This is a genomic window from Nocardioides mesophilus (assembly GCF_014395785.1).
GTDB lineage: Bacteria > Actinomycetota > Actinomycetes > Propionibacteriales > Nocardioidaceae > Nocardioides_B > Nocardioides_B mesophilus.
In genome coordinates this window covers 749,696-770,143 of the sequence record NZ_CP060713.1, presented here as the reverse complement: position 1 = coordinate 770,143, position 20,448 = coordinate 749,696, and the positions used below count along the sequence as shown (strand labels likewise).

Annotated in this window: 19 protein-coding genes and 1 other RNA gene; 14 read left to right on the top strand and 6 right to left on the bottom strand. The window is 70.7% G+C overall.

All coding sequences use genetic code 11. The annotated features are described in order from the left end of the window. Positions 1-52: 52 nt before the first annotated feature. On the top strand, positions 53-1,171 hold the full coding sequence (gene prfB, locus H9L09_RS03670) for a peptide chain release factor 2 (RefSeq protein WP_187579385.1): 1,119 nt from the start codon (positions 53-55) through the stop codon (positions 1,169-1,171). An 18-nt stretch (positions 1,172-1,189) separates the two neighbouring features. Here prfB and H9L09_RS03665 read toward each other — a convergent pair whose 3' ends face one another. Continuing rightward, positions 1,190-1,924 (bottom strand): hypothetical protein, encoded by a 735-nt coding sequence (locus H9L09_RS03665; RefSeq protein WP_187579384.1) that lies wholly within the window; start codon positions 1,922-1,924, stop codon positions 1,190-1,192. 143 nt (positions 1,925-2,067) lie between these two features. Here H9L09_RS03665 and ftsE point away from each other — a divergent pair, with 143 nt between their 5' ends. The 3 genes from ftsE to H9L09_RS03650 all read left to right on the top strand — a co-directional run bounded on the left by ftsE (position 2,068) and on the right by H9L09_RS03650 (position 5,053). Continuing rightward, a complete protein-coding gene (ftsE, locus tag H9L09_RS03660) occupies positions 2,068-2,757 on the top strand; it encodes a cell division ATP-binding protein FtsE (RefSeq protein WP_187579383.1) in 690 nt (229 codons plus the stop codon). Positions 2,758-2,779: 22 nt separating this feature from the next. After that, positions 2,780-3,700, top strand: coding sequence for a permease-like cell division protein FtsX (gene ftsX, locus H9L09_RS03655; protein WP_187579382.1), 921 nt, complete (start codon positions 2,780-2,782; stop codon positions 3,698-3,700). 93 nt (positions 3,701-3,793) lie between these two features. Beyond that, positions 3,794-5,053, top strand: a complete 1,260-nt coding sequence (locus H9L09_RS03650) for a M23 family metallopeptidase (protein WP_246456439.1) — start codon at positions 3,794-3,796, stop codon at positions 5,051-5,053. Between the two features lie 112 nt (positions 5,054-5,165). Here H9L09_RS03650 and H9L09_RS03645 read toward each other — a convergent pair whose 3' ends face one another. Then, entirely contained in the window at positions 5,166-6,827 is a 1,662-nt protein-coding gene (locus H9L09_RS03645; protein WP_187579380.1) for a catalase, read from the bottom strand. Positions 6,828-6,936: 109 nt separating this feature from the next. Between H9L09_RS03645 and smpB the strand changes: the two genes are divergently transcribed. From smpB to H9L09_RS03615, 6 genes are all read left to right on the top strand, one after another. After that, positions 6,937-7,425: an SsrA-binding protein SmpB gene (gene smpB, locus H9L09_RS03640; RefSeq protein ID WP_187579379.1), complete on the top strand. Its 489-nt coding sequence runs from the start codon at positions 6,937-6,939 to the stop codon at positions 7,423-7,425. Positions 7,426-7,433: 8 nt separating this feature from the next. Then, a complete protein-coding gene (locus tag H9L09_RS03635) occupies positions 7,434-8,327 on the top strand; it encodes an amidohydrolase family protein (RefSeq protein ID WP_246456246.1) in 894 nt (297 codons plus the stop codon). A gap of 105 nt (positions 8,328-8,432) precedes the next feature. Then, positions 8,433-8,800: a transfer-messenger RNA gene (ssrA, locus tag H9L09_RS03630) on the top strand. A 225-nt stretch (positions 8,801-9,025) separates the two neighbouring features. Continuing rightward, a complete protein-coding gene (locus H9L09_RS03625) occupies positions 9,026-9,379 on the top strand; it encodes a hypothetical protein (RefSeq protein WP_187579378.1) in 354 nt (117 codons plus the stop codon). A gap of 331 nt (positions 9,380-9,710) precedes the next feature. Continuing rightward, positions 9,711-11,102 carry a polysaccharide deacetylase family protein gene (locus tag H9L09_RS03620; RefSeq protein WP_187579377.1) on the top strand — a complete coding sequence of 464 codons (1,392 nt, stop codon included), beginning with the start codon at positions 9,711-9,713 and terminating at the stop codon, positions 11,100-11,102. 333 nt (positions 11,103-11,435) lie between these two features. Beyond that, entirely contained in the window at positions 11,436-12,134 is a 699-nt protein-coding gene (locus H9L09_RS03615) for a type 1 glutamine amidotransferase domain-containing protein (protein WP_187579376.1), read from the top strand. A gap of 150 nt (positions 12,135-12,284) precedes the next feature. On the opposite strand, the gene H9L09_RS03610 is transcribed toward H9L09_RS03615, so the two are convergent. Further along, positions 12,285-12,794: a hypothetical protein gene (locus H9L09_RS03610; RefSeq protein ID WP_187579375.1), complete on the bottom strand. Its 510-nt coding sequence runs from the start codon at positions 12,792-12,794 to the stop codon at positions 12,285-12,287. A gap of 138 nt (positions 12,795-12,932) precedes the next feature. Between H9L09_RS03610 and H9L09_RS03605 the strand changes: the two genes are divergently transcribed. Next, complete coding sequence (locus H9L09_RS03605; RefSeq protein WP_187579374.1) at positions 12,933-13,493, top strand: NYN domain-containing protein; 561 nt, start codon at positions 12,933-12,935, stop codon at positions 13,491-13,493. Between the two features lie 54 nt (positions 13,494-13,547). On the opposite strand, the gene H9L09_RS03600 is transcribed toward H9L09_RS03605, so the two are convergent. Continuing rightward, complete coding sequence (locus H9L09_RS03600; RefSeq protein WP_187579373.1) at positions 13,548-13,967, bottom strand: VOC family protein; 420 nt, start codon at positions 13,965-13,967, stop codon at positions 13,548-13,550. A 129-nt stretch (positions 13,968-14,096) separates the two neighbouring features. Between H9L09_RS03600 and H9L09_RS03595 the strand changes: the two genes are divergently transcribed. Beyond that, the gene (locus H9L09_RS03595) at positions 14,097-14,840 is read left to right on the top strand and encodes a hypothetical protein (protein ID WP_187579372.1); all 744 of its coding nucleotides are present in this window, start codon (positions 14,097-14,099) and stop codon (positions 14,838-14,840) included. A gap of 54 nt (positions 14,841-14,894) precedes the next feature. Here the strand turns inward: H9L09_RS03595 and H9L09_RS03590 are convergent, their stop codons facing one another. Together H9L09_RS03590 and H9L09_RS03585 are read right to left on the bottom strand one after the other, a co-directional pair. Further along, a complete protein-coding gene (locus H9L09_RS03590; protein ID WP_187579371.1) occupies positions 14,895-15,929 on the bottom strand; it encodes an adenylate/guanylate cyclase domain-containing protein in 1,035 nt (344 codons plus the stop codon). Between the two features lie 40 nt (positions 15,930-15,969). Continuing rightward, positions 15,970-17,943 carry an ATP-binding response regulator gene (locus tag H9L09_RS03585; RefSeq protein ID WP_187579370.1) on the bottom strand — a complete coding sequence of 658 codons (1,974 nt, stop codon included), beginning with the start codon at positions 17,941-17,943 and terminating at the stop codon, positions 15,970-15,972. On the opposite strand from H9L09_RS03585, the gene H9L09_RS22380 reads away from it, so the two are divergent. Continuing rightward, positions 17,888-19,144 carry a PRC-barrel domain-containing protein gene (locus H9L09_RS22380; RefSeq protein WP_281390819.1) on the top strand — a complete coding sequence of 419 codons (1,257 nt, stop codon included), beginning with the start codon at positions 17,888-17,890 and terminating at the stop codon, positions 19,142-19,144. The genes H9L09_RS03585 and H9L09_RS22380 overlap by 56 nt on opposite strands. A gap of 3 nt (positions 19,145-19,147) precedes the next feature. Next, positions 19,148-20,410, top strand: a complete 1,263-nt coding sequence (locus H9L09_RS03575; RefSeq protein WP_187579368.1) for an NRAMP family divalent metal transporter — start codon at positions 19,148-19,150, stop codon at positions 20,408-20,410. Positions 20,411-20,448: the final 38 nt, after the last annotated feature.

The following is a 20,448-nucleotide window of genomic DNA, read 5'->3' as shown; positions in this document are numbered from 1 at the left end:
TGCGCCGACCTCGACAATGCGGCGCCGGGCCGGGCCGCGTAGGCTCCCTGTCGTGGCAGGACCCGATTTCGAGACCCAGATCAAGCAGCTCCAGGCGACGATGCACACCATCGAGCAGGTGCTGGACCTCGGCGCGATCCGCACCGAGATCGCCGACCTCGCCGAGCAGGTCGCCGCTCCTGACCTGTGGGACGACCAGGCCAACGCCCAGCGCGTCACCGGCCGGCTCTCGGTGCTGCAGAGCGACCTGGACCGGTTCACCGAGCTCCAGACCCGTCTCGACGACCTCAGCCTGATGATCGAGATGGCCCAGGAGGAGGGCGACGCGGACTCGATGGCGGACTCCGAGCGCGAGCTCGCCAAGATCCACCGGGCCGTGGAGGCGCTCGAGGTGCGCACGCTGCTCTCCGGGGAGTACGACTCCCGGGAGGCGCTGATCACGATCCGCTCCGGTGCCGGAGGCGTCGACGCCGCCGACTTCGCCGAGATGCTGATGCGGATGTACACCCGCTGGGCGGAGCGCAAGAACTACCCCGTCGAGGTCTACGACACCTCCTACGCCGAGGAGGCCGGGCTGAAGTCCGCGACCTTCGCGGTGCACGCCCCCTACGCCTACGGCACCCTCTCGGTCGAGGCCGGCACGCACCGGCTGGTGCGGATCAGCCCGTTCGACAACCAGGGCCGCCGGCAGACCTCGTTCGCCGCCGTCGAGGTGGTCCCGGTGCTCGAGCAGACCGACGAGATCGACATCCCCGACGAGGACATCCGGGTCGACGTCTACCGCTCCTCGGGACCCGGCGGCCAGTCGGTGAACACCACCGACTCCGCGGTGCGGCTGACCCACATCCCCACCGGCACCGTGGTCTCCTGTCAGAACGAGAAGAGCCAGCTGCAGAACAAGGCCAGCGCGATGGTGATCCTCAAGGCCAAGATCCTGGCCCTGAAGAAGGCCGAGGAGCGCGCCCACCTCGACGAGCTGCGGGGCGACGTCCAAGGCTCGTGGGGTGACCAGATGCGCAACTACGTGCTGCACCCCTACCAGCTGGTCAAGGACCTGCGCACCGAGTTCGAGACCGGCAACCCGCAGGCGGTCTTCGACGGCGACATCGACCCGTTCCTCGAGGCCGGCATCCGCTGGCGCCGCGGCGCGGACAAGGCCGAGCAGAACTGACCCGGCGGGGCAGCCCGCTCAGGGGCGGGCCCCGACCGTCGTCACCACGTGCACGCACCAGCGCTCGGCCCGCTCCGCCACGCCGGCAGCGGGCCCGCCGGTCGCCCGCGGCGTGGTCAGCCGGCAGGTGAACCAGGCGTCGTCGAACAGGCCGCGGGCGGTCACCTCGATGGTCCCCGACTCCTTGCACACCGTGGTGCTCCCCGGCCGGCCGAAGATCGGCGCGGCCTCCGCCGGCGTACAGCCCTCGTCGGTCGCGGCGGAGCGGACCAGCCTGCGTGCCTCGGAGCTGCTCACCGGGCCCGCGAACACCCAGGCGTCGGCGACGACGTCCCCGGCGGAGAAGCGGCAGCCGTACTCGTGGGCCACGTCGCGCAGCCCGGGCTCGAGCCGCGCCCGATCGCCGACCGCCCACTCGTCGCGGTCCTCGACCGGCGCCGCCAGGACCTCCGGGACCGCGTCGTCGTCGATGCGGTCGCAGAACGGGGCGCGGGCCAGCGGCAGGTTGCTCAGGTCCAGACCGGCCAGCGACGCCGAGGGGGAGGAGGAGGCGCCGACCGCGGGACCGCCGGCCGGGTCGCCGGCGCCCCGGTCGCCGCCGGTGCCGGAGATGCCGGCGATGACCACCAGCGTGGTGGCCGCCAGTCCCAGCAGGCCCAGCGCGACGAGGACCGCCGGCGTACGGCGACCCGCTCGCCCGGGCCGGGCCCGACGCCCGCGACCCGGAGCAGGGTCTGTGCTCGGTGCTCCCATGGGTGCCGATTATGACGGCACACCGAGCAGTGGGGCGTGTCCGGGACTCTCGGGGTCGTCGCCTAGACTCCAAGACTGGCCGGAAGCCGTGGTGAGCCGCGGCGCTTCCCCTGTGTCCCCGAGCCCGGCCGGAAGCTGCCCCTGTGATCCGCTTCGAGAATGTCACCAAGACGTACCCCGGCCAGAGCCGCGCGGCGCTCGACGACGTCACCGTGGAGCTGGAGAAGGGCGAGTTCGTCTTCCTGGTCGGCGCGTCCGGCTCCGGCAAGTCGACCTTCCTGCGGCTGGTCCTCCGCGAGGCCCGGCCCACGCAGGGCAAGGTCTACGTCGCCGGCAAGGAGATCAACCGGCTCGCCTCCTGGAAAGTGCCCGCGCTGCGCCGTCAGATCGGCACCGTCTTCCAGGACTTCCGGCTGCTGCCGAACAAGACCGTGACCGAGAACGTCGCGTTCGCGCTGCAGGTGATCGGCCGGCCGCGCTCGCACATCAACAAGGTGGTGCCCGAGACGCTCGAGCTGGTCGGCCTGGAGGGCAAGGGCGGCCGGATGCCCGACGAGCTCTCCGGCGGCGAGCAGCAGCGCGTGGCGATCGCCCGGGCGTTCGTGAACCGGCCGATGATCCTGATCGCCGACGAGCCGACCGGAAACCTCGACCCGAACACCTCGGTCGGGATCATGAAGCTGCTGGACCGGATCAACCGGACCGGCACCACCGTGATGATGGCGACCCACGACGCGGGGATCGTCGACCAGATGCGCAAACGAGTGATCGAACTGTCCAACGGCCAGGTCGTGCGGGACCAGTCGCGCGGCGTCTACGGCTACCAGCACTAGTCGACCCCTCAGGAACCTCCTCATGCAGCTGACCTACGTGTTCTCCGAGCTCGGAAACGGGCTGAAGCGGAACGTCTCGATGTCGATCGCGGTCATCGTGACGATCTTCGTCTCTCTCACCCTGGTCGGGATGGGCCTGCTGCTCAACGCGCAGGCGCAGAAGGCCGAGAACTACTGGGGCAGCAAGCTCCAGATCACCGTCTTCCTGTGCAACCAGAACTCCACGACCGCCAACTGCGTCAACGGCGAGGTCACCGACGCCCAGAAACAGTCCATCGAGGACGTGCTGGACAGCAACGGCGAGGTCGCCTCGTGGCGGCTGGAGACCAAGCAGCAGGCCTACGACAAGTGGCGCGAGGCCTACGTCTCCAACGACGAGACCGAGCAGCGCGTCTACGAGTCGATCCGGCCCTCGGACATGCAGGAGTCCTACTGGATCCAGCTCAAGGACCCGGAGAAGTTCATGGGCATCAAGAGCGCCGTGCAGGGCCTGCCCGGCGTGAACAGCGTCCGGGACCTGCGTGAGGTGCTCAAGCCGATCTACTTCTGGATGAACGTCATGAAGTGGGGGGCGATCGGGATCGCGATCTTCCTGGTGATCGCCGCGGTGCTGCAGGTCGGGAACACGATCCGGCTGGCCGCCTTCGCCCGTCGCCGCGAGATCGGCATCATGCGGCTGGTCGGCGCGTCGAGCCTCTACATCCAGCTGCCGTTCCTGATGGAGTCGCTGGTGGCCGCGCTGGTCGGGGTGGGGCTCGCCGCCGGGGCGCTCCTGCTGTTCATGTGGGCGGTCATCTACAACACGCTGAGACCGACCTCGAACATCGTCGCCTGGGTGGACTGGGCCGACGGCTTCGCCGCGGTCGGCTGGATCGCCCTCATCGGCCTGGCCCTGACTTTGGTGCCGACGCTGATTATGACCCGGAAATACCTAAAAGTCTGATCGGATTCGGTTACCGTCGTCGTGGTTCTCGAGCAAGACAACAGCTAAGGCAGACCGGTGGGCATCTTCCCCTGCACTACCCGTCGCCGCGTGATGGCCGCCGTAGCGGCCGGCAGCATGGTGCTCGGCCTCGCTGCGGTCCCGCTGGCGTCGGCCGACGACCTCAGGCACAAGAAGGCGAAGGTCGAGCGCAACCTCTCGGGTGCGCATGACGACCTCGAGGAGTCCAGCGGCCAGCTGCGCGCCGCCACGGCGGCGCTTCAGGCTGCCGAGGCCCAGCTCGGGCAGGCGCAGGCCAAGCTGGCGCGGACCCGCGGTGAGCTCGCGGCCGCCGAGGCGCTCGACCGGCAGATGCAGGCCAAGCTCGAGGCGGCGATCGCCAAGCTGGCCCGGGCCCGCGCCGACCTCGAGCAGGGGCACGCCAAGATCGCCGAGCAGGAGCACGAGCTCGGCCAGATCGTGGTGCAGAACTACCAGAGCGGCGACCCGTCGTTGATGGGCCTCTCGATGGTCCTCACCAGCCAGGACCCCTCCGCGCTGACCGGTCAGCTGAACTCGGTGCGCAACGTCATCGACAAGGAGGCCGTGACGCTCTCGCGCCTCGAGGCTTCCAAGGTCCTCCTCACCGTCCAGGAGCAGCAGGTCGAGGAGGCCAAGGCCGAGGTCGCGGTCCAGCGGCGCGCCGCGGCCCGCAACCTCGAGCGCAAGCAGCGCCTCGAGCAGGCCGCCGAGGACGCCGAGACGCAGGTCCGCAGCCTGGTCTCGCTCCGCAAGGACGCCCGGGTGGAGGCCGAGAAGGCCCGCCAGGCGGACCTCGCGACGCTGCAAAGCCTGGAGTTCGAGCGCGACCGGATCGCGGCGATCCTGCGTCAGCGGGCCGAGGAGGCCCGCCGCCGGGCGGCCGCCGCCGCCGCTGCGGCTGACGCGAGCGGCGCCAACGTGCCGGTGTACGGCGGCAGCGGCGAGCTGCTGCGCCCGGTGCCCGGGCCGGTCACGTCGCCGTTCGGCTGGCGGACCCACCCGATCTACGGCTACCGCTCGCTGCACGACGGCATCGACTTCGGCGCCGCCTGCGGCACCCCGATCGAGGCCGCCGCTTCCGGCGTGGTGATCGAGAAGTACTTCCAGACCGCGTACGGCAACCGGGTCGTCATCGACCACGGGATCCACCGTGGCGTCAGCATCGCGACGATCTCGAACCACCTGAGCAGCTACGCGGTCTCGGTCGGCGACCACGTGCGTCGCGGCCAGGTCATCGGCTACGTCGGCACCACCGGCTGGTCGACCGGGTGCCACCTGCACTGGACGGTGCTTCAGAACGGCTCGCCGGTGGACCCGGCCAACTGGATCTGACCCGGTCCACCCGCCCCGCCTGAGCGCGGACGAGCGCGCCCCCCGATGCACAAGGGGGGCGCGCTCGTTGCTGGTGGCGGCGGCCGGACGGGTGGACCGGCCGCCCCCGGGCTCAGCGGCTGACGCTGACGTGCTCGTTCGGGACGCAGTGCGTCATCGTCTTGCCGGAGACGTCGCGCGGCCCGTTCTTGCCGAGGTTGGAGCGGCGCTGCAGCTCGTCCTCGGTGAGGGTCTGGCTCGGCAACGGCTCGAGGTGGCGCACGTCGTCGGGGGAGAGGTCCAGCTTCTCGCCGACGCGGAGGCCGAGCTCGTCCTCGCACATCAGCAGGTGCCAGACCATGCGCTCCTGGATCGGGCGGTCGCACTGCCCGAGCGCCCCGACCAGGTTGGCGACCAGGTCGTCCTTCTCCCACTGCTCGGAGAGCAGGTAGCGCTCGCCTGCCTGCTGGTAGTCGTTGGTGAGCGGGATCCGCTGCCGGGTCAGCCGGCCGGTGATCTCCGGACCCTGCTCGTCGTGGCGGGGAGCCGGGGCCTCCTGGAGCCCGCCGAGGGTCGACGGCTCGTAGTTGACGTGCGGGTTCTCGCCGGCCGGGTCGACGCCGTACGACATCTGGCCGTCGCGCTGGTTGGTTCGCACCTGGGCGTTCTTGGCCTGGTTCACCGGCAGCTGCAGGTAGTTCGCGCCGACCCGGTAGCGCTGGGTGTCGCTGTAGCTGAAGGTCCGTCCGACCAGCATCTTGTCGTCGGAGAAGTCCAGGCCGTCGACGAGCACGCCGGTGCCGAAGGCGATCTGCTCGTTCTCGTCGAAGATGTTCTGCGGCGCCCGGTTGAGCTGCATGGTGCCGACGTGGTGTAGCGGGAACTGCTCCTCGGGCCACACCTTGGTGTCGTCGAGCGGGTCGAAGTCCAGCTCGGGGTGCTCACGGTCGTCCATCAGCTGCACGTGCAGGTCCCACTCGGGGAAGTCGCCGGCGTCGATGGCGTCGTAGAGGTCCTTGGTGTGCGCACCGAGCTCGTTGGCCTGGACGTTGGCGGCGTCCTCCGCCGTCCAGCTCTTCACGCCCTGCTTCGGCAGCCAGTGGTACTTCACCAGCTGGGTCTCGCCGGCCTCGTTGACCCACTTGTAGGTGTTCACGCCGAAGCCCTGCTGGGTCCGGTAGCTCGCCGGCAGCCCGCGCGGGCTGAACAGCAGCGTGACCATGTGCATCGCCTCGGGGGTCTGCGAGATGAAGTCGAAGACCCGGTTGGCGACCTGCCGCTCGAAGGTGACCGGGTCCGGCTTCTGGGAGTGGATCAGGTCGGGGAACTTGATCGCGTCGCGGATGAAGAAGACGCCGAGGTTGTTCCCGACGAGGTCCCAGTTGCCGTCCTCGGTGTAGAACTTCACCGCGAAGCCGCGCGGGTCGCGGGCGGCCTCCGAGGAGTCGCGGCCGCCGGCCACCGTCGAGAACCGGACGGCGACCTCGGTCTCCTTCCCGGCCTCCTGGAAGAGCTTGGCGCGGGTGTACGTCGACGCGGGCTGGTCGCCGACCTTGCCGGTGGCGGTGAACGTGCCGTAGGACAGCGCACCGCGGGCGTGGACGACCCGCTCGGGGACGCGCTCGCGGTCGAAGTGGCTGATCTTCTCCAGGAACTGGTAGTTCTCCAGCGTCGCGGGGCCGCGGGCGCCCACCGTCCGCTGGTTCTGGTTGTCGTGGACCGGGTGGCCCTGGCGGGTGGTGAGCACCGGCCGCTGGTCGTCGCCGTTGGAGCCCTGGTTGGCTACGTCCGTCATCAGATGTGTCCTTTCGTCGCAAGTCACGTGCTGCGTGCGTCGTACCCACTCTGCCAGCGGGCCACGACCTCACCGGAAGCCGGTTGCCCCGCAATGCGAGAATCGGGTCATGGCAGCAGGGCAGGGGCAGGAGGGGCACAAGGTCGTCGCCCAGAACAAGAAGGCGCGGCACGACTACCACATCGAGGACACCTACGAGGCCGGCATGGTCCTGCAGGGCACCGAGGTGAAGTCGCTGCGCGCCGGGCGGGCCTCGCTGGTCGACGGGTTCGCCGAGATCGACGGGCACGAGGTGTGGCTGCACAACGTGCACATCCCGGAGTACACCCAGGGCACCTGGACCAACCACCCGGCGCGACGCAAGCGCAAGCTGCTGCTGAACCGGGCCGAGATCGACAAGATCGAGCGGCGGGTCACCGAGAAGGGCCTGACCATCGTGCCGCTCGCGCTGTACTTCAAGGACGGCCGCGCGAAGATCGAGATCGCCCTCGCCCGCGGCAAGAAGTCCTACGACAAGCGGCACGCGCTGGCCGAGAAGCAGGCGAACCGCGAGGTGCAGGCCGCGATCGACCGCCGCGCCAAGGGCATGGACCGCTGAGCCCGGCGGTGCCCCTCGACGACTCCGGCGTCCCCGGCTGGTGGGCCGGCCTCGGGCTGCCCGGGCTGGTGGACGTGCACGTGCACTTTCTGCCGCCGTCGATCCTGGCCCGGGTGCGCGAGCAGTTCGACAACGCCGGCCCGCTGATCGGGCGGCCCTGGCCGCTGCACTACCGCGGCGACGACGAGGAACGGATCGCCCAGCTGCGCGCGCTCGGCGTACGCCGGTTCACCGCGCTGCCCTACGCCCACCGCCCCGAGGTCGCGGAGTGGCTCAACGGCTGGGCCGCGGAGCTCTCCGCGGCCGTGCCGGAGGTGATCGGCTCGGCGACGTTCTTCCCCGAGCCCGGGGTCGAGGAGTACGTCGCCGCTCGGATCGAGTCCGGGACCGAGGTGTTCAAGGTGCACGTGCAGGTGGGCGACTTCGACGTCCTCGACCCGCTGCTGACGCCGGTCTGGGGGTCGCTCGCCGACGCCGGCACGCCGGTCGTCATCCACATCAACTCAGGCCCGGTGGCGACGCCGCGGACCGGGCCGGAGCCGCTGCGCGCGCTGATGGCCGCGCATCCGGACCTCACGCTGGTGCTCGCGCACATGGGTGCGCCGCACTACGACGAGTTCATGGCGGTGGCCGAGAAGCACGAGCGGGTGCACCTCGACACCACGATGGCGTTCACCGACTTCTGGGAGGAGATGGCGCCGTTCCCACGCGACCTGCTGCCCCGGCTGCGGGACCTGCAGCCCAAGGTGCTGCTCGGCTCCGACTTCCCCAACATCCCCTATCCCTACGCCCAGCAGCTGCACGCCCTCGAGCGGCTCGACCTCGGCGACGACTGGCTGCGGGACGTCTGCTGGGGCAACGGGAGCAGGCTGTTCGGCGTCCCGGATCCCCGCGTCCGGTGACCCCGGATCGGGCGGCCGGGGGAATAGGCCGCGCGCCGGAGCGGTTCCACCAGATACAGTGGTGAGGCCGGTTCACGCAGGTCGTGCCGGTTTGACAACTCAAGAGGGGCTGATCGGTTTCGACTTGGGACGTTAGTCCCAGGGGAAGCGGGTCGAGGATCCAAGGTCATCTCGTAAACGATCCCTGGAAACCAATAACTGCCAACGCTAAGCGCAGTTCGTTCGCTCTCGCCGCCTGAGGCGAGACCGACGGGTCAGACTAGGGGCGCCTCCGCTCTAGATCCTGGCCTCATTTAGGAGGCTCGCTGATGTGTCCGGGCCACGAGGACACATCGGGACTTTTCTGTGGCTGAGCCTGTAGGCGACGTGTTCGTGAGAGTGCCTGGGCTGAGAAAACGTCACCACGAACTGCACCCGGAGAAGCCCTGGAACGGCGCTCGAGGACGCGGGTTCGATTCCCGCCAGCTCCACCAGGGGTCTTCGCAAAAAGTCAGCGAAGATCTTCGCAGAATTGCCGGTCCCGGTGGTCACGCCACCGAGAGCCAGCCCTCTTGAACGAGAGCCGCCACGACACCCGTCGTGGCGGCTCTCGTGCTGCCCGCTCCTGGATTGAGGCGGTTTCTCGGGGACTCTCTCGTGACCCGGCATCGCGTCGCGTTCGCGGGCGGCCGCAGAGCCCGCGGCGGTACGGTCCTGCCATGCATGACGACAGTGACGACCGGGGCCTTCTGCGATTTGTGCTCGAGCGTCTCGACGCCGAACAGGAGGCGGTCATCCTCAACACCCCGCTGCCGGCGGAGCGACAGATGGACTCGGACTTCCTCGACCGCATGGTGGGTCGAGGCGCGCTGCTTCAGCGTTCCCGCGGGGACAAGGACCTGATCGCGGCGTGCGTCGAGTCGATGCAGCGCGTGCAGGGAACTCCACGTGTTGCCACTCCGGTCGGGGCTCCCGACGAGGCGACGGTGCTCGGCTCGGAGGTCATCAAGTTGATCGCGAGCCGGTTCGCCTGGCACCGGGACTACCAGCCCCACTGGCGACCAGGGCGTTGAGCCACCTACGTGTCGCCGCGGCTTGAGTTCTGCGGGTGACCACCGGCGAGCTCAAGAGCAGGATCGCAGGGGGAGTCCGACATCTCTGGTCCTTCTGTTGGTGATCCCGCTGGGATCGCGATGAGGTGGACCGTTCGGAGGGCGAGGATGGCGGCAGCCGCCGCAGACCCATTGCCTGAAGTCCACCCGCGGTCGCCTCGCACGGGTTGGCACATAACGAGATCGCTTCACGAAATCGCAGGATTTCACGTCACTGAACCAGTATTTTCCCGAGGAAATCGGACATCTATCGTTCGTACTTCGCACTATTACCGGGGATTCCATGGCAACCATGACGCGCGCCCGCCGCATGTCTGCGTCGACCCTGTCGCTGCTCACGCTGCTGGTGACCGTGGGAGTCACCCTCTCGACCCAGGTCACGACCACTGCTGGGGAACGATGTTCCCGAGCCGCTGGACCCGTGCGTTCAGCGCCGGGCACGGGGAAGACGGTGGCGCTCACGTTCGATGACGGCCCGACGGCGTTCACCCCGCAGGTGCTGCGCATCCTCCGCAACAACAACGTGCGAGCCACCTTCTTCATGACCGGACGGCACGCCGCAGCCCGACCCAAGATCCTTCAGCAGGTGGCCGACGAAGGCCACCTGGTCGCTGGTCACACGTTCGATCACGACTACCCCGGCCAGGTCTCCGGCGGCTGGACCCGCAGCTACGTAGCCGACCAGTTCGATCGCACCAACCAGGTGCTGTCCACCGGCACGAACAAGCCGATCTGTTTCTTCCGGCCGCCCGGCGGATACCAGACCTCCGGCATGTACGACGCCGCCCGGGCCATCGGTACCGCGGTAGTCATGTGGAGCATCGACAGCGAGGACTGGAAGCAGCCGGGGAGGACGACGGCCGCTGCGACCCAACGCATCGTCGGCCGCGCTACGGCCGGAGGTGCACAGACGCATCCGTTGGTTCTCTTTCACGACGGCAAGGCCAGCCATGAGCTTGAGTCGCAGGTGTCGTCGAATCGCAGCAACACCGTCGCGGCATTGCCCCGCGTCATCGCCTACTACCGCGCACATGGGTACCGATTCGTCGACCTTGCGGGTGGCTCTGGCCTTCCTCCCGAGACCACCACCATGCGCGTGAGCGCCAGCCCGACGAGGGTTCCGGCCCGGACCGACAGCGTCCTCACTGGCTCGGTGACAGCCACCACCGGCCCTGTCGCCCATCGTGTCGTCACCTGGTTCTCCCGCCCGGTCGGTTCCGGCACCTGGGTGCGCCGTGGCGCCATCGACACCTCCGCCTCTGGCGGGTTCGGTCTTTCCGTCAGGCCGGTGACCGACACCGAGTACCGGTTCGAACTCGCAGCGTCGGCCCGGTATCGCACGACCACAGAGAGGGCGATGGTCTCCACCTACACCGTCGCGACCAGCGTGGTCATCACGGGCGAGACCGAGATCACGTCCGGTGACTCCGTCACGCTCCACATCACCGTGACAAGCGACGGGAGGCCACGTGCCGGCGCGACCGTCGCGATCACCCGCGCTGGGGAGAACGGCATCGTGACGGACCGGGTGACCTCTGACGCGGCCGGCCACGCAACGTTCGTTGACCAACCGACGGCTACAACCCACTACGCGATGACGGTGCCCAAGAGACTGCCTTACGAGTCAGGGTCGGGCGTTCGCGATGTCGCGGTCACACCTGCCCCCGCACCGGCACCCCAATGAGGAATCGAAAGCGGCCTCCAGGTGCTCGCTGAGGGACTCCACATCGAGGACCGTGACTCGAACGGACCCATGTAAGGCGCATCCGACTGCATCCCGGATTCCGGGAGACATCTCGGGCTTCCTGGGGCACGCACCGGACATCGAAGTGTCGGACGCGGTCATTGGCTCGGACGGCGCATGGGTGCTGATTCTGAGGACCATGGGTGCGTGTGCGTGTTCTCACGCGACCCCTCGGCAGAACCGAGCGCTTGCGGCGTTGAGCCGACCATCTCGTGGGTACCGTCGTGAAGGGGCGCCGTTCGGCGTCCATGCCCTGACTCGAGGAGTACCTTCGTGCCGAAGATCTTGATCGTCCTGAGCGGTTCCGACCACTGGACCCTCAGCGACGGGACCAAGCACCCGACCGGCTTCTGGGCTGAAGAGCTGCTGTCCCCGCTGCAGGTCTTCGCCGACGCCGGGATCGAGTGCGACCTCGCCAGCCCCGACGGCAAGACGCCCGTCGTGGACGAGGGCAGCCTCTCCCCGGACACGATCGGCGAGGAGGAGTCGGCGAAGCAGCGCAAGGCCCTCGACGCGCTCGCGGGCCGGCTCGAGTCGACGCTGGTCCTCGCCGATGTCGACCTCGGCTCCTACGACGCCGTCTTCGTGCCCGGCGGGCACGGCCCGATGGAGGACCTCGCCATCAGCGACGACCTCGGCCGCATCCTCGTGACCATGCTCGACGGCGGCAAGGTCGTCTCCTCGGTCTGTCACGGCCCGGCCGGTCTGCTGCCGGCCAAGCGCGCAGACGGCTCCTGGCTGTTCGCCGGGCGCCACCTGACCGCCTTCACCGACGCCGAGGAGGAGCAGGCCGGGCTCGCCGACAAGGCGCCCTGGCTGCTGGAGTCCCGCCTGCGCGAGGCCGGCGCAACCTTCTCCTCGGGAGATGCGTGGGCGCCCTTCGTGGTCGTCGACGACAAGCTGGTGACCGGCCAGAACCCTGCGTCCAGCACCGAGGCCGCGCAGAAGGTCGTCGGACTGCTCAAGTCCTGACGACGCAGTCGACACTCGTTGGGGTGGCCTCGTGGCACGTGCCGCGGAGAGCCAGCCCTCCCGACCAGAGCCGCACCGCTGCAGTCGGTGCGGCTCTGTCGCGTCGGGGCGGGGGCGGCCACGCCGTTCACTGAGCCGAGGAACCACCGGCTACTGCGGCCCCGGCGCATCGCTCGGCTCCTCGCTCGGGGTGGCGTCGGGGGTGTCGCTCGGCACGGCGGTAGTGGTGTCGCTCGGAACCGCCGACGGGGTGTCGCTCGGGGTGCTGCTCGGCAGGTCGCTCGGGCCGGGGCTCGGTGCGGTCGCCGAGGGGGACGGCGCCGCGTCCGGCTCACTCGCGCGCGGGGTGGGGGCCGTCGACCGGGCGCGCGTCGGAGCCGGCCTGGCATGGGCGGTGCGGGACGACGGCGCCTCGCTCGGACCGACCGCCGGGGCGCGATGACCCGCCACCGCCCGGATCTGGCCGGCAGGAGCAGGCGTGTTGGACGGGGTGGGGTGCGCGGAGGTCGGCCGGGCCGACGGCGAGGCCGCGCCCGAGGAGCCCCGCTGCTCGTGGCTGTACGTCGGCGCGGCCGGTGGCCCGACGACCCGCCCGACGACGTACGAGGCGGGCACGAGGACCAACGCCGCGGCCAGCAGCATCTTGATGAGGCCCGACATGCTTCCAGGATGCCTCAGGGCGGTGCGTAGGACGTCTGGTGAGCCCGTGCGGTCCGGACCGGTCGGGCCGCGACCCGGCCGCCACGGGCGACATGTCACCACGCAGCGCCGAAACCCACCCGCCCGTAGTCTCCTCCCATGAGCGAGGAACCCCGCACCACGTACGTCCTCATCGACGGCGAGAACATCGACGCCACCCTCGGCGGCTCGATCCTGGGACGGCGCCCCCGCTCGGAGGAGCGCCCGCGGTGGGAGCGGCTGCTGCAGTTCGCCCAGGACCGCTGGGCACAGCCCGCCACCGGCCTGTTCTTCCTCGCCGCCAACAACGAGCTCCCGATGCCGTTCGTCCAGGCCCTGCTGGCGATCGGCTACCGTCCCATCCCGCTCTCCGGCGCCGCCGGGGAGAAGGTCGTCGACATCGCCATCCAGCGCACCCTGGCCGAGCTGCGCCGCCGCGACGCGGACGTGATGCTGGTCAGCAACGACGGCGACTTCGTCGACCAGGTGGGCGACCTGCTCGACGGCCGCCGGGTCGGCCTGGTCGGGTTCGTCGAGTTCCGCAACAGCGCGTTCGCCCAGCTGGCCGAGCGCGGCCTGGCCACCTTCGACCTCGAGTACGACGTGCTCGCGTTCAACGAGCGGCTGCCGCGGGTGCGGATCATCCCCATCGACGACTTCGACCCGGCCCAGTTCCTCTAGCCGGGAGCGGCCTCGCAGGCGTCGGCAGCAGCTCGGCCGGACCCGCAGGGACCGCTACGCCGAGCCGACCAGGAGGCAGAACGGGTGTCCCGCCGGGTCGGCGAGCGCGTAGAGCGGTTCCCCCGGGTCGTCGGTGCGGTCGAGGAGCAGGGTGGCGCCGAGCTCTTCTGCGTGCCGGCGGTGTCGCTCCAGCTCCTCGAGCGAGGGCACCCGGAAGTCCAGGTGCAGCTGCTGCGGCACCTCGTGCGAGGACCAGGTGGACCGCGCCAACGTGGGGACCTGCTGGAAGGCGAGCGTGCGGCTGCCGTCGGCGTCCACGAGCACCAGCCAGTCCGCGTCATCCGTCCCGCCGTCCGTCGGAGGCTCGTCACCGGGACGGTAGGACAGCCCGAGAAACTGTCGGTAGAACTCGGCGAGGCCACGGACGTCGGTGGTGTCCAGGACCGTGTGCATGAGAACGGGATAGCCGGGCACGCGCGCCTCCTCGTGTCGTTGATGCGGGACCTTCTCATCCCATCACGGGGCAGTTGACCTTCGCCCCTGCTGCGCCGGGCGGCGCCGGGGCGAGGCTGGTGCCTGTCCTACCGCGGAATCGGAGGAGCGATGGAGGCGTTGGTCGAGGGCGTCGACCATGTCTACGTGCCGATGGCCGAGGCGTCGGCCGGGTTCGACGTGCTGGTCGAGCAGCTCGGGCTGCCGGTGCTCTGGCCGTTCACGTCCTTCGGCACGTTCTCCAGCGGCGGGGTGAGCCTCGGCAGCATCAAGCTGGAGATCATCGACTCCAACCCGGAGACGCCGTGGTCGCTCGCGCACCAGCCCCCGCAGGTCCAGGGCATCGCCCTGCGTCCGGCGCGGCCCGTCGACGACGGCTACCTCGCCGAGGTCGACCGCCGTTCCCTCGCGCGGTCGGCGCCCGCGCACTTCGAGCGCGACGGCCGGCCGGCCTGGACGAACCTCTACCTCTCCGACTTCATCGGCCCGAGCGCGGGCGTCTTCGTGTGCGACTACCACCTGCCGGAGCCGAAGGACCTCGCAAAGCGGCGGCGGCTCCTGCAGGAGTGCGACGGCGGCCGTCTCGGGGTCCTGGACGCGGTCGGGCTGGTCATCGGCACCCGTGACATCGGGGCCGCCCGGGAGCGGTGGCAGCGGCTGCTCGAGCCGCTGGCACCGGTCGGTGCGCTGACCTGGCGTCCGGCCGTGGGGCCGGCGATCACCCTGGTGCAGGGCGACGAGGAGCGGGTCGAGCACCTGGCGCTGGCGGTCCGCTCACCGGAGACCGCCCGACGGGTCTGGCACGACCAGGCGGGGACGCTGCGCGGGTTCGCGCTGCGCCTGGTCGCCGGGTAGGCCGTCCATCCGACGGCTGGGGACGGGCAGGCGGCGCCGGGGGATGGCGCCGGATCAGGGGCGCAGCTCGACCATGTTGTAGACGCGCGTCCAGTCGCCCTTGCCGGCCAGCCGCAGGTTCCCCAGGTCCTGCCACACGGCGAGGTCGCCCACGGAGTCGTGGGTGGCGGCGTCCACCAGGATCTGTCCGGGTCCGGCGGCGGTCTGCAGCCGGGCCGAGACGTTGACCGGGTCGCCGACCACGGCGTAGTGCATCCGCCGTTCCGACCCGATGTTCCCGGCGATCACCTCGCCGGTGGTGATCCCGATCCCGGCCTGGAGCCGGACCCCGGGCAACGAGGGGATCTCCAGGCGGCCGATCTCGACCTGCAGCCGCGCCGCGGCGCGGACCGCGCGCTCGGGGTCGTCGGAGTGCAGGACCGGGGCCCCGAAGAACGCGAACACCCCGTCCCCCAGCAGCTCGGCCACGGTGCCGCCGAAGGCCTCCACGGCCTCGGTGCCGACGGTGAGGTAGCGGTTCAGCAGGTCGAGGGCCGCCTCGGGCTGGTGCTGCGAGGCCAGCGCCGTGTAGCCGCGGACGTCGGCGAACAGCGTGCTCACGTGCCGGCGGTCGCCGCGCATGTCCACCGCGAACGGGGCCCGCAGCACCTCGGCGGCGACGCTGTCGCTGACGTAGCGCCGGAGCAGGTCGCCGAGGCGGTCCTGCAGTGCCTTCATCCGCAGCAGCGAGCGCACCCGGGCCGCGAGCTCGCTCTCGTCGAACGGCTTGGAGAGGAAGTCGTCGGCTCCGGCCTCGAGTCCGCGGACCTTGTCCTCGGGACGGTTCAGTGCGGTGACGAGCAGGATCGGCAGCCCGACGTACGCCGGCTGGGCCCGGAGCCGCTGGCAGACCTCGATGCCGTCCAGGCCGGGCATCAGCACGTCGAGACAGACCAGGTCCGGCTCGTGCTCGGCGACCGCGGCGACCGCCTGCAGTCCGTCCGACGCCTGCACGACGTCGTAGCCGAGATGGCGCAGCAGCTTGTCCAGCAGCGCGAGGTTGGCGGGTTCGTCGTCGACCACGAGGACCAGGGCCCGCTCCCGGCTCACCGGAGGAACCCCTTCCCCGTGCCCAGCCCGTGGCCGGCCATCAGACCGTCACCCGTGCAGGCTCGGACCCGTGCAGCGCGGCGAGCAGCGACGCCTTGTCGATGGGCTTGCTGAGCGCCCCGTCGACGTCCGGAGGGACCTCCGTGCGATCGACCACCGAGACGACGATGACCGGGATGTCCCGGGTGGCCGGGTCGGCCCGCAGGTCGTCGAGGACCTCGGCACCGTCCCGTTCGGGCATCAGGAGGTCGAGCAGGATCACGTCGGGGTGCAGCCGCCGGGCGTCCTCGACGGCCAGGTCGGCCCGCTCCGAGGCGACGACGCGGTAGCCGTGACCGGTCAGCATCTTCTCCAGCAGCGGTGCCACGGACGGGTCGTCGTCGACGGTGAGCAGCAGGCGGTCCGCTGCGCCGACGGGCCGGGGCTCCTCGGCTCCGGGCACGGGCAGGGACGGGCGGCAGTCGAGCGGCAGCAGCAGGTGGAACACGCTGCCGGTGCCCTCCTCGCTCTCGACCGTCACGTCGCCGCCCTGGGCCCGGGCCAGCCGGCGGCTGATCGCCAGCCCCAGACCGGTCCCGCCCGAACCGTCGTCGGCCTGACGGAACTCGTCGAAGATCACCTCTTGCTTCTCCAGCGGGATGCCCTGGCCGTGGTCCTGGACGGCCACGTGCAGCCTGCCCTCCGCCGCACCGTCGACCAGCACGTGGATCTCCCCTTCGTCGGAGAACTTGAGCGCGTTCCCGATCAGGTTCCCGACGATCTGCCGCACCCGCTGCTCGTCCAGGATCGCCTCGGCCGGCGCGTCGGCTGAGGAGCAGGTCAGCCGGAGTCCCTTCTGCTGGGCCAGCGGCTGGAGCTGTTCCACCACCGTCTCCACGACGTCCCGGGGGACCAGGGGCCCCGGGGCGAGGGTGATCCTGCCGGACTCCACCTTGGCGAGGTCGAGCAGCTCGTTGATCAGGGCCAGCAGGTCGCGCCCTCCGCGCTGCACCCACTCGAGCGAGGTGCGCTGGTCCGCGTTCAACGGCCCGTCCAGTCCTGCGAGAAGGGCTTCGGTGAAGCCGAGGATGGCGTTCATCGGGGTGCGCAGCTCGTGGCTCACGCTGGCGAGGAAGCGCGACTTCGCCTCGCTGGCGCGTTGCAGGGACTCGTTGGTCTCCGTGAGCCGCGATGCCAGTCGACGTTCGGCGTTGAACAGCGAGGCCAGCCGGGCGCTGGTCCGGTTCAGGTTCTCGCCGAGCCGGCCGAGCTCGTCGCGGTTGGGCAGCCGGACCCGCTCGGCGAAGTTGCCGGTGGTGATCCTCGCGAACGCGAGGTCGATCCTTTTGACCGGCAAGATGATGGCCCAGGACAGCAGGAAGCCGAGGATCAGCGCGGTCAGGACGCTCACCGCCGAGAAAGCCACCACCACGGTGGTCAAGAAGGTGCGGTCGGCGCGGAAGCCCGCACGGGCCTGGTCCATCTGGACCGTGGACCGGTTGATCAGCGGGGTGATCAGCTGGTCCTCGAGCACGTGGGACTGCTGATGCTCTCGCGCGATGTGCAGGTTCACCGCGGCCGGCACGTCACCGGCCGCCACGAGCGCCTGGACGGCCCGGCTGGACCTGGCGTACACGGCGTTGGCCGCACGGATGTCGCGGTAGGTGGCCGCCTCGGCGGGGTCGGCCCGCTCCATCCGGTTCAGCAGGCTGCCGAACTGCTGCTTCTTCAGCACGATCTTGTCGTTGTAGCTCGCCGCCTCCTGCGGGTCGGTCCGCAGCAGCAACAGCTCCATGGCCCGGTAGTGGCTCTGCGCCGTGACGTCGTAGAGCATCTGCTGGGCGCGGTTCACCTTGGTCTCGTGGCCACTCAGGTCCACCATCCGGTCCTCCATGCGACCGATCACGACCAGGCTGAGGACGGCCATCGCCAGCAGCAGGACCGCGCCGGCGAGGAAGCCGAAGAGCAGCTTGCGGTGGATGCCGGCCGGGACCCGCGCCACCGCGTCGACCAGGGGTCGCAGCCACCGGGTCAACCGGGGCAGCCGGGGCTCGGCCGGGGCAGGGCCGTCGGGGCGTTCACGATCGGGTGTGACCGTTGACGAGGGTTGCACGTCCATCGCCTCCCGTGCTTCGTCCAGTTCACTGAACACCTCGTCGCGGAGGCGTCGCAACCGCATTGCGGACGATCGCCCGGCCGATGGCCGGACAACCCGACGAAGACGGTCAAAGGCAGCGGCGATCCGGCGCCGATCCCGGGGCCTCGCGGCGTCCCGGACGCGAGACCTTGGCCCCTGGCGTCGTTGCGAGGCGCCGACCTACAACGAGGGGGTGGAGGCGCGCAGGACAGGAGCATCGGGCGGATCGTCGCTGCTCCTGTCCGGGCTGGTCGGCCGGCCGGTAGTCACCGCCGACGGCAGGCGGATCGGCCGCGTGAAGGACCTCAGCGTCCGCCTGCACGTCGCGCACCCGGTCGTGCACCGGCTCCTGGTCCGGGCGAACCGGCGGACGACGTACCTGCTGCCCTGGGAGCAGGTCTCGGCGACCGGCACCGACCCGTTCACGCTGCCGCCCGGGACCGACCTGCCGGGGGCGGCGGTGGCGGCGACGGACCTGCCGCTCGAGAACGACGAGCTGCTGCTGGCGCGCGACGTGCTGGACACCGAGGTGGTCGACCTCGAGGGTCACCGGCTGTCCCGGGTCGCCGACGTCTTCCTGCTCCGCAACGAGGACGGTCGGCTCGAGGTGGCCGCGGTCGACGTCGGGGTGGGCGCCGTGCTGCGGCGGATCGGCCTCGGTCTCCTGGCCGGCCGGACCCGGCCGGTCGCCGTGGACTGGCAGGAGCTGCACCTGACCTCGAGCCGCGGCCACGTGGTCCAGCTCAGCACCGCGACCGCGGGCTTCCGGCAGCTCCACGGGGACGAGCTCGCGGAGCTGCTCGCCCGGCTGAGCACCGACAAGGCCACCGACGTGATGCGCAGCGTCGCGCCGGAGCGGGCCGCCGCGGCCGTGCACCGCAGCCACCCGCTGACCGGACGCCGGCTGATGCACGCGCTCGGGCACGAGGACGCCGAGCGGCTGGTGCGGGCGGCGCCGTCCGCGCAGGCCGCCGACCTCACCGAGCTGCGCCGCCACGTCTCCCCGGTGCGTCGCCGCCGGTTCCGGCGGACCGCGGGCTGGCGGGTCCGCCGGCCGCCGGCCCGCACGCCCCGGCCACCCGGCGCCCGGGCGAGGTGATCGATGGCCACCACCCGCCAGAGCCCGAGCCGTGACCGGACCCGGCTCACCCGTGTCCGGCTCGCCGCGCTGGTGGCGGTGCTCGGCCCCGGACTGCTCGCCGGCCTCTCCGACGACGACCCGGCCGGGATCACGACGTACTCCGTCCTCGGGGCAGACTACGGCTACCAGCTGCTGTGGGTGCTGCTGCTCGCCACCCTGGCGCTGATCGTCTTCCACAGCCTCGGCGCCCGGATGGGGGTGGCGACCGGGCAGGGCCTGATCGGGCTGGTCCGGGACCGGTACGGCGTCCGGCTCGGCTCGACCGCCCTGGTCCTGCTGGTCACCGCGAACGTCGGCACCACCTGCGCGGAGTTCGCCGGGATCGCCGCGGGGTTCGAGCTGTTCGGGGTGTCGCGCTACGTGTCGGTGCCGCTGGCCGCGGCCCTGGTCTGCGCGCTGGTGCTGCGCGGCAGCTTCCACCGGGTCGAGCACCTGCTGATGGCGCTGGCCTCGGTGTTCGTCGCGTACGTCGTCGCCGGGTTCGTCGCGGGCCCGGACTGGGGGGAGGCGCTGCGGGGCCTCGTGGTGCCGACCATGCCGCTGACCCGGGACGCGATCGTGGTCGTCACTGCGACGGTCGGCACCACGCTGGCGCCGTGGGGGCTCAGCTTCATCCAGTCCTACGCGGTCGACAAGAAGCTCACCGCCGACGACCTCGGCTACGAGCGGGTGGACGTGGTCACGGGATCGGTGCTGACCGGGGTGATCGGCTTCTTCGTCGTGGTCACCTGCGCGGCGACCCTGCACGTGGCCGGCACCTCGGTCTCCGACGCGGCCGACGCGGCGCAGGCGCTCGAGCCCCTGGCCGGCCGGTTCGCGGCGACGATCTTCGGCGTCGGCCTGATCGGCGCGGCGGTCCTCGCCGCCGCCGTGCTGCCGTTGTCGACGGCGTACTCGGTGTGCGAGTTCACCGGCCACGAGGGAGCGCTCGACGACGGCTTCCGGCGGGCGCCGCTGTTCTACGCGACGTTCCTGGTCGTCGCGACGGTGGCGGCGGGGGCGGTCCTGGTGCCCGGCCTGCCGCTGGTGCCGGTGCTGGTGCTCACGCAGGTCCTGAACGCGGTGCTGCTGCTGCCGTTGCTGGTCTTCATGTACGGCCTGTCCCGGGACCCGACGCTGATGGGCGAGCAGCGGGTGAGCCGAGCCTCGGGAGGGCTCTACCTCCTCACGATCGCCTTCATCGCCGTGTGCGTGGGCGCCCTGTTCGTGCTGGGGCTCCGGTGAGCCGTGGCGCGGGTGCTGGCGATCGGCGACGTACGCCG

Coding starts and splice junctions, on each gene's coding strand:
- H9L09_RS03605 (WP_187579374.1), top strand. CDS start 12,933: ATGAGCGAGGAACCCCGCACCACGTACGTCCTCATCGACGGCGAGAAC.
- H9L09_RS03665 (WP_187579384.1), bottom strand. CDS start 1,924: ATGGGAGCACCGAGCACAGACCCTGCTCCGGGTCGCGGGCGTCGGGCC.
- H9L09_RS03575 (WP_187579368.1), top strand. CDS start 19,148: ATGGCCACCACCCGCCAGAGCCCGAGCCGTGACCGGACCCGGCTCACC.
- H9L09_RS03620 (WP_187579377.1), top strand. CDS start 9,711: ATGACGCGCGCCCGCCGCATGTCTGCGTCGACCCTGTCGCTGCTCACG.
- H9L09_RS03595 (WP_187579372.1), top strand. CDS start 14,097: ATGGAGGCGTTGGTCGAGGGCGTCGACCATGTCTACGTGCCGATGGCC.
- H9L09_RS03625 (WP_187579378.1), top strand. CDS start 9,026: ATGCATGACGACAGTGACGACCGGGGCCTTCTGCGATTTGTGCTCGAG.
- smpB (WP_187579379.1), top strand. CDS start 6,937: ATGGCAGCAGGGCAGGGGCAGGAGGGGCACAAGGTCGTCGCCCAGAAC.
- H9L09_RS22380 (WP_281390819.1), top strand. CDS start 17,888: ATGCCGGCCGGGACCCGCGCCACCGCGTCGACCAGGGGTCGCAGCCAC.
- ftsX (WP_187579382.1), top strand. CDS start 2,780: ATGCAGCTGACCTACGTGTTCTCCGAGCTCGGAAACGGGCTGAAGCGG.
- H9L09_RS03645 (WP_187579380.1), bottom strand. CDS start 6,827: ATGACGGACGTAGCCAACCAGGGCTCCAACGGCGACGACCAGCGGCCG.
- H9L09_RS03610 (WP_187579375.1), bottom strand. CDS start 12,794: ATGTCGGGCCTCATCAAGATGCTGCTGGCCGCGGCGTTGGTCCTCGTG.
- H9L09_RS03650 (WP_246456439.1), top strand. CDS start 3,794: ATGGCCGCCGTAGCGGCCGGCAGCATGGTGCTCGGCCTCGCTGCGGTC.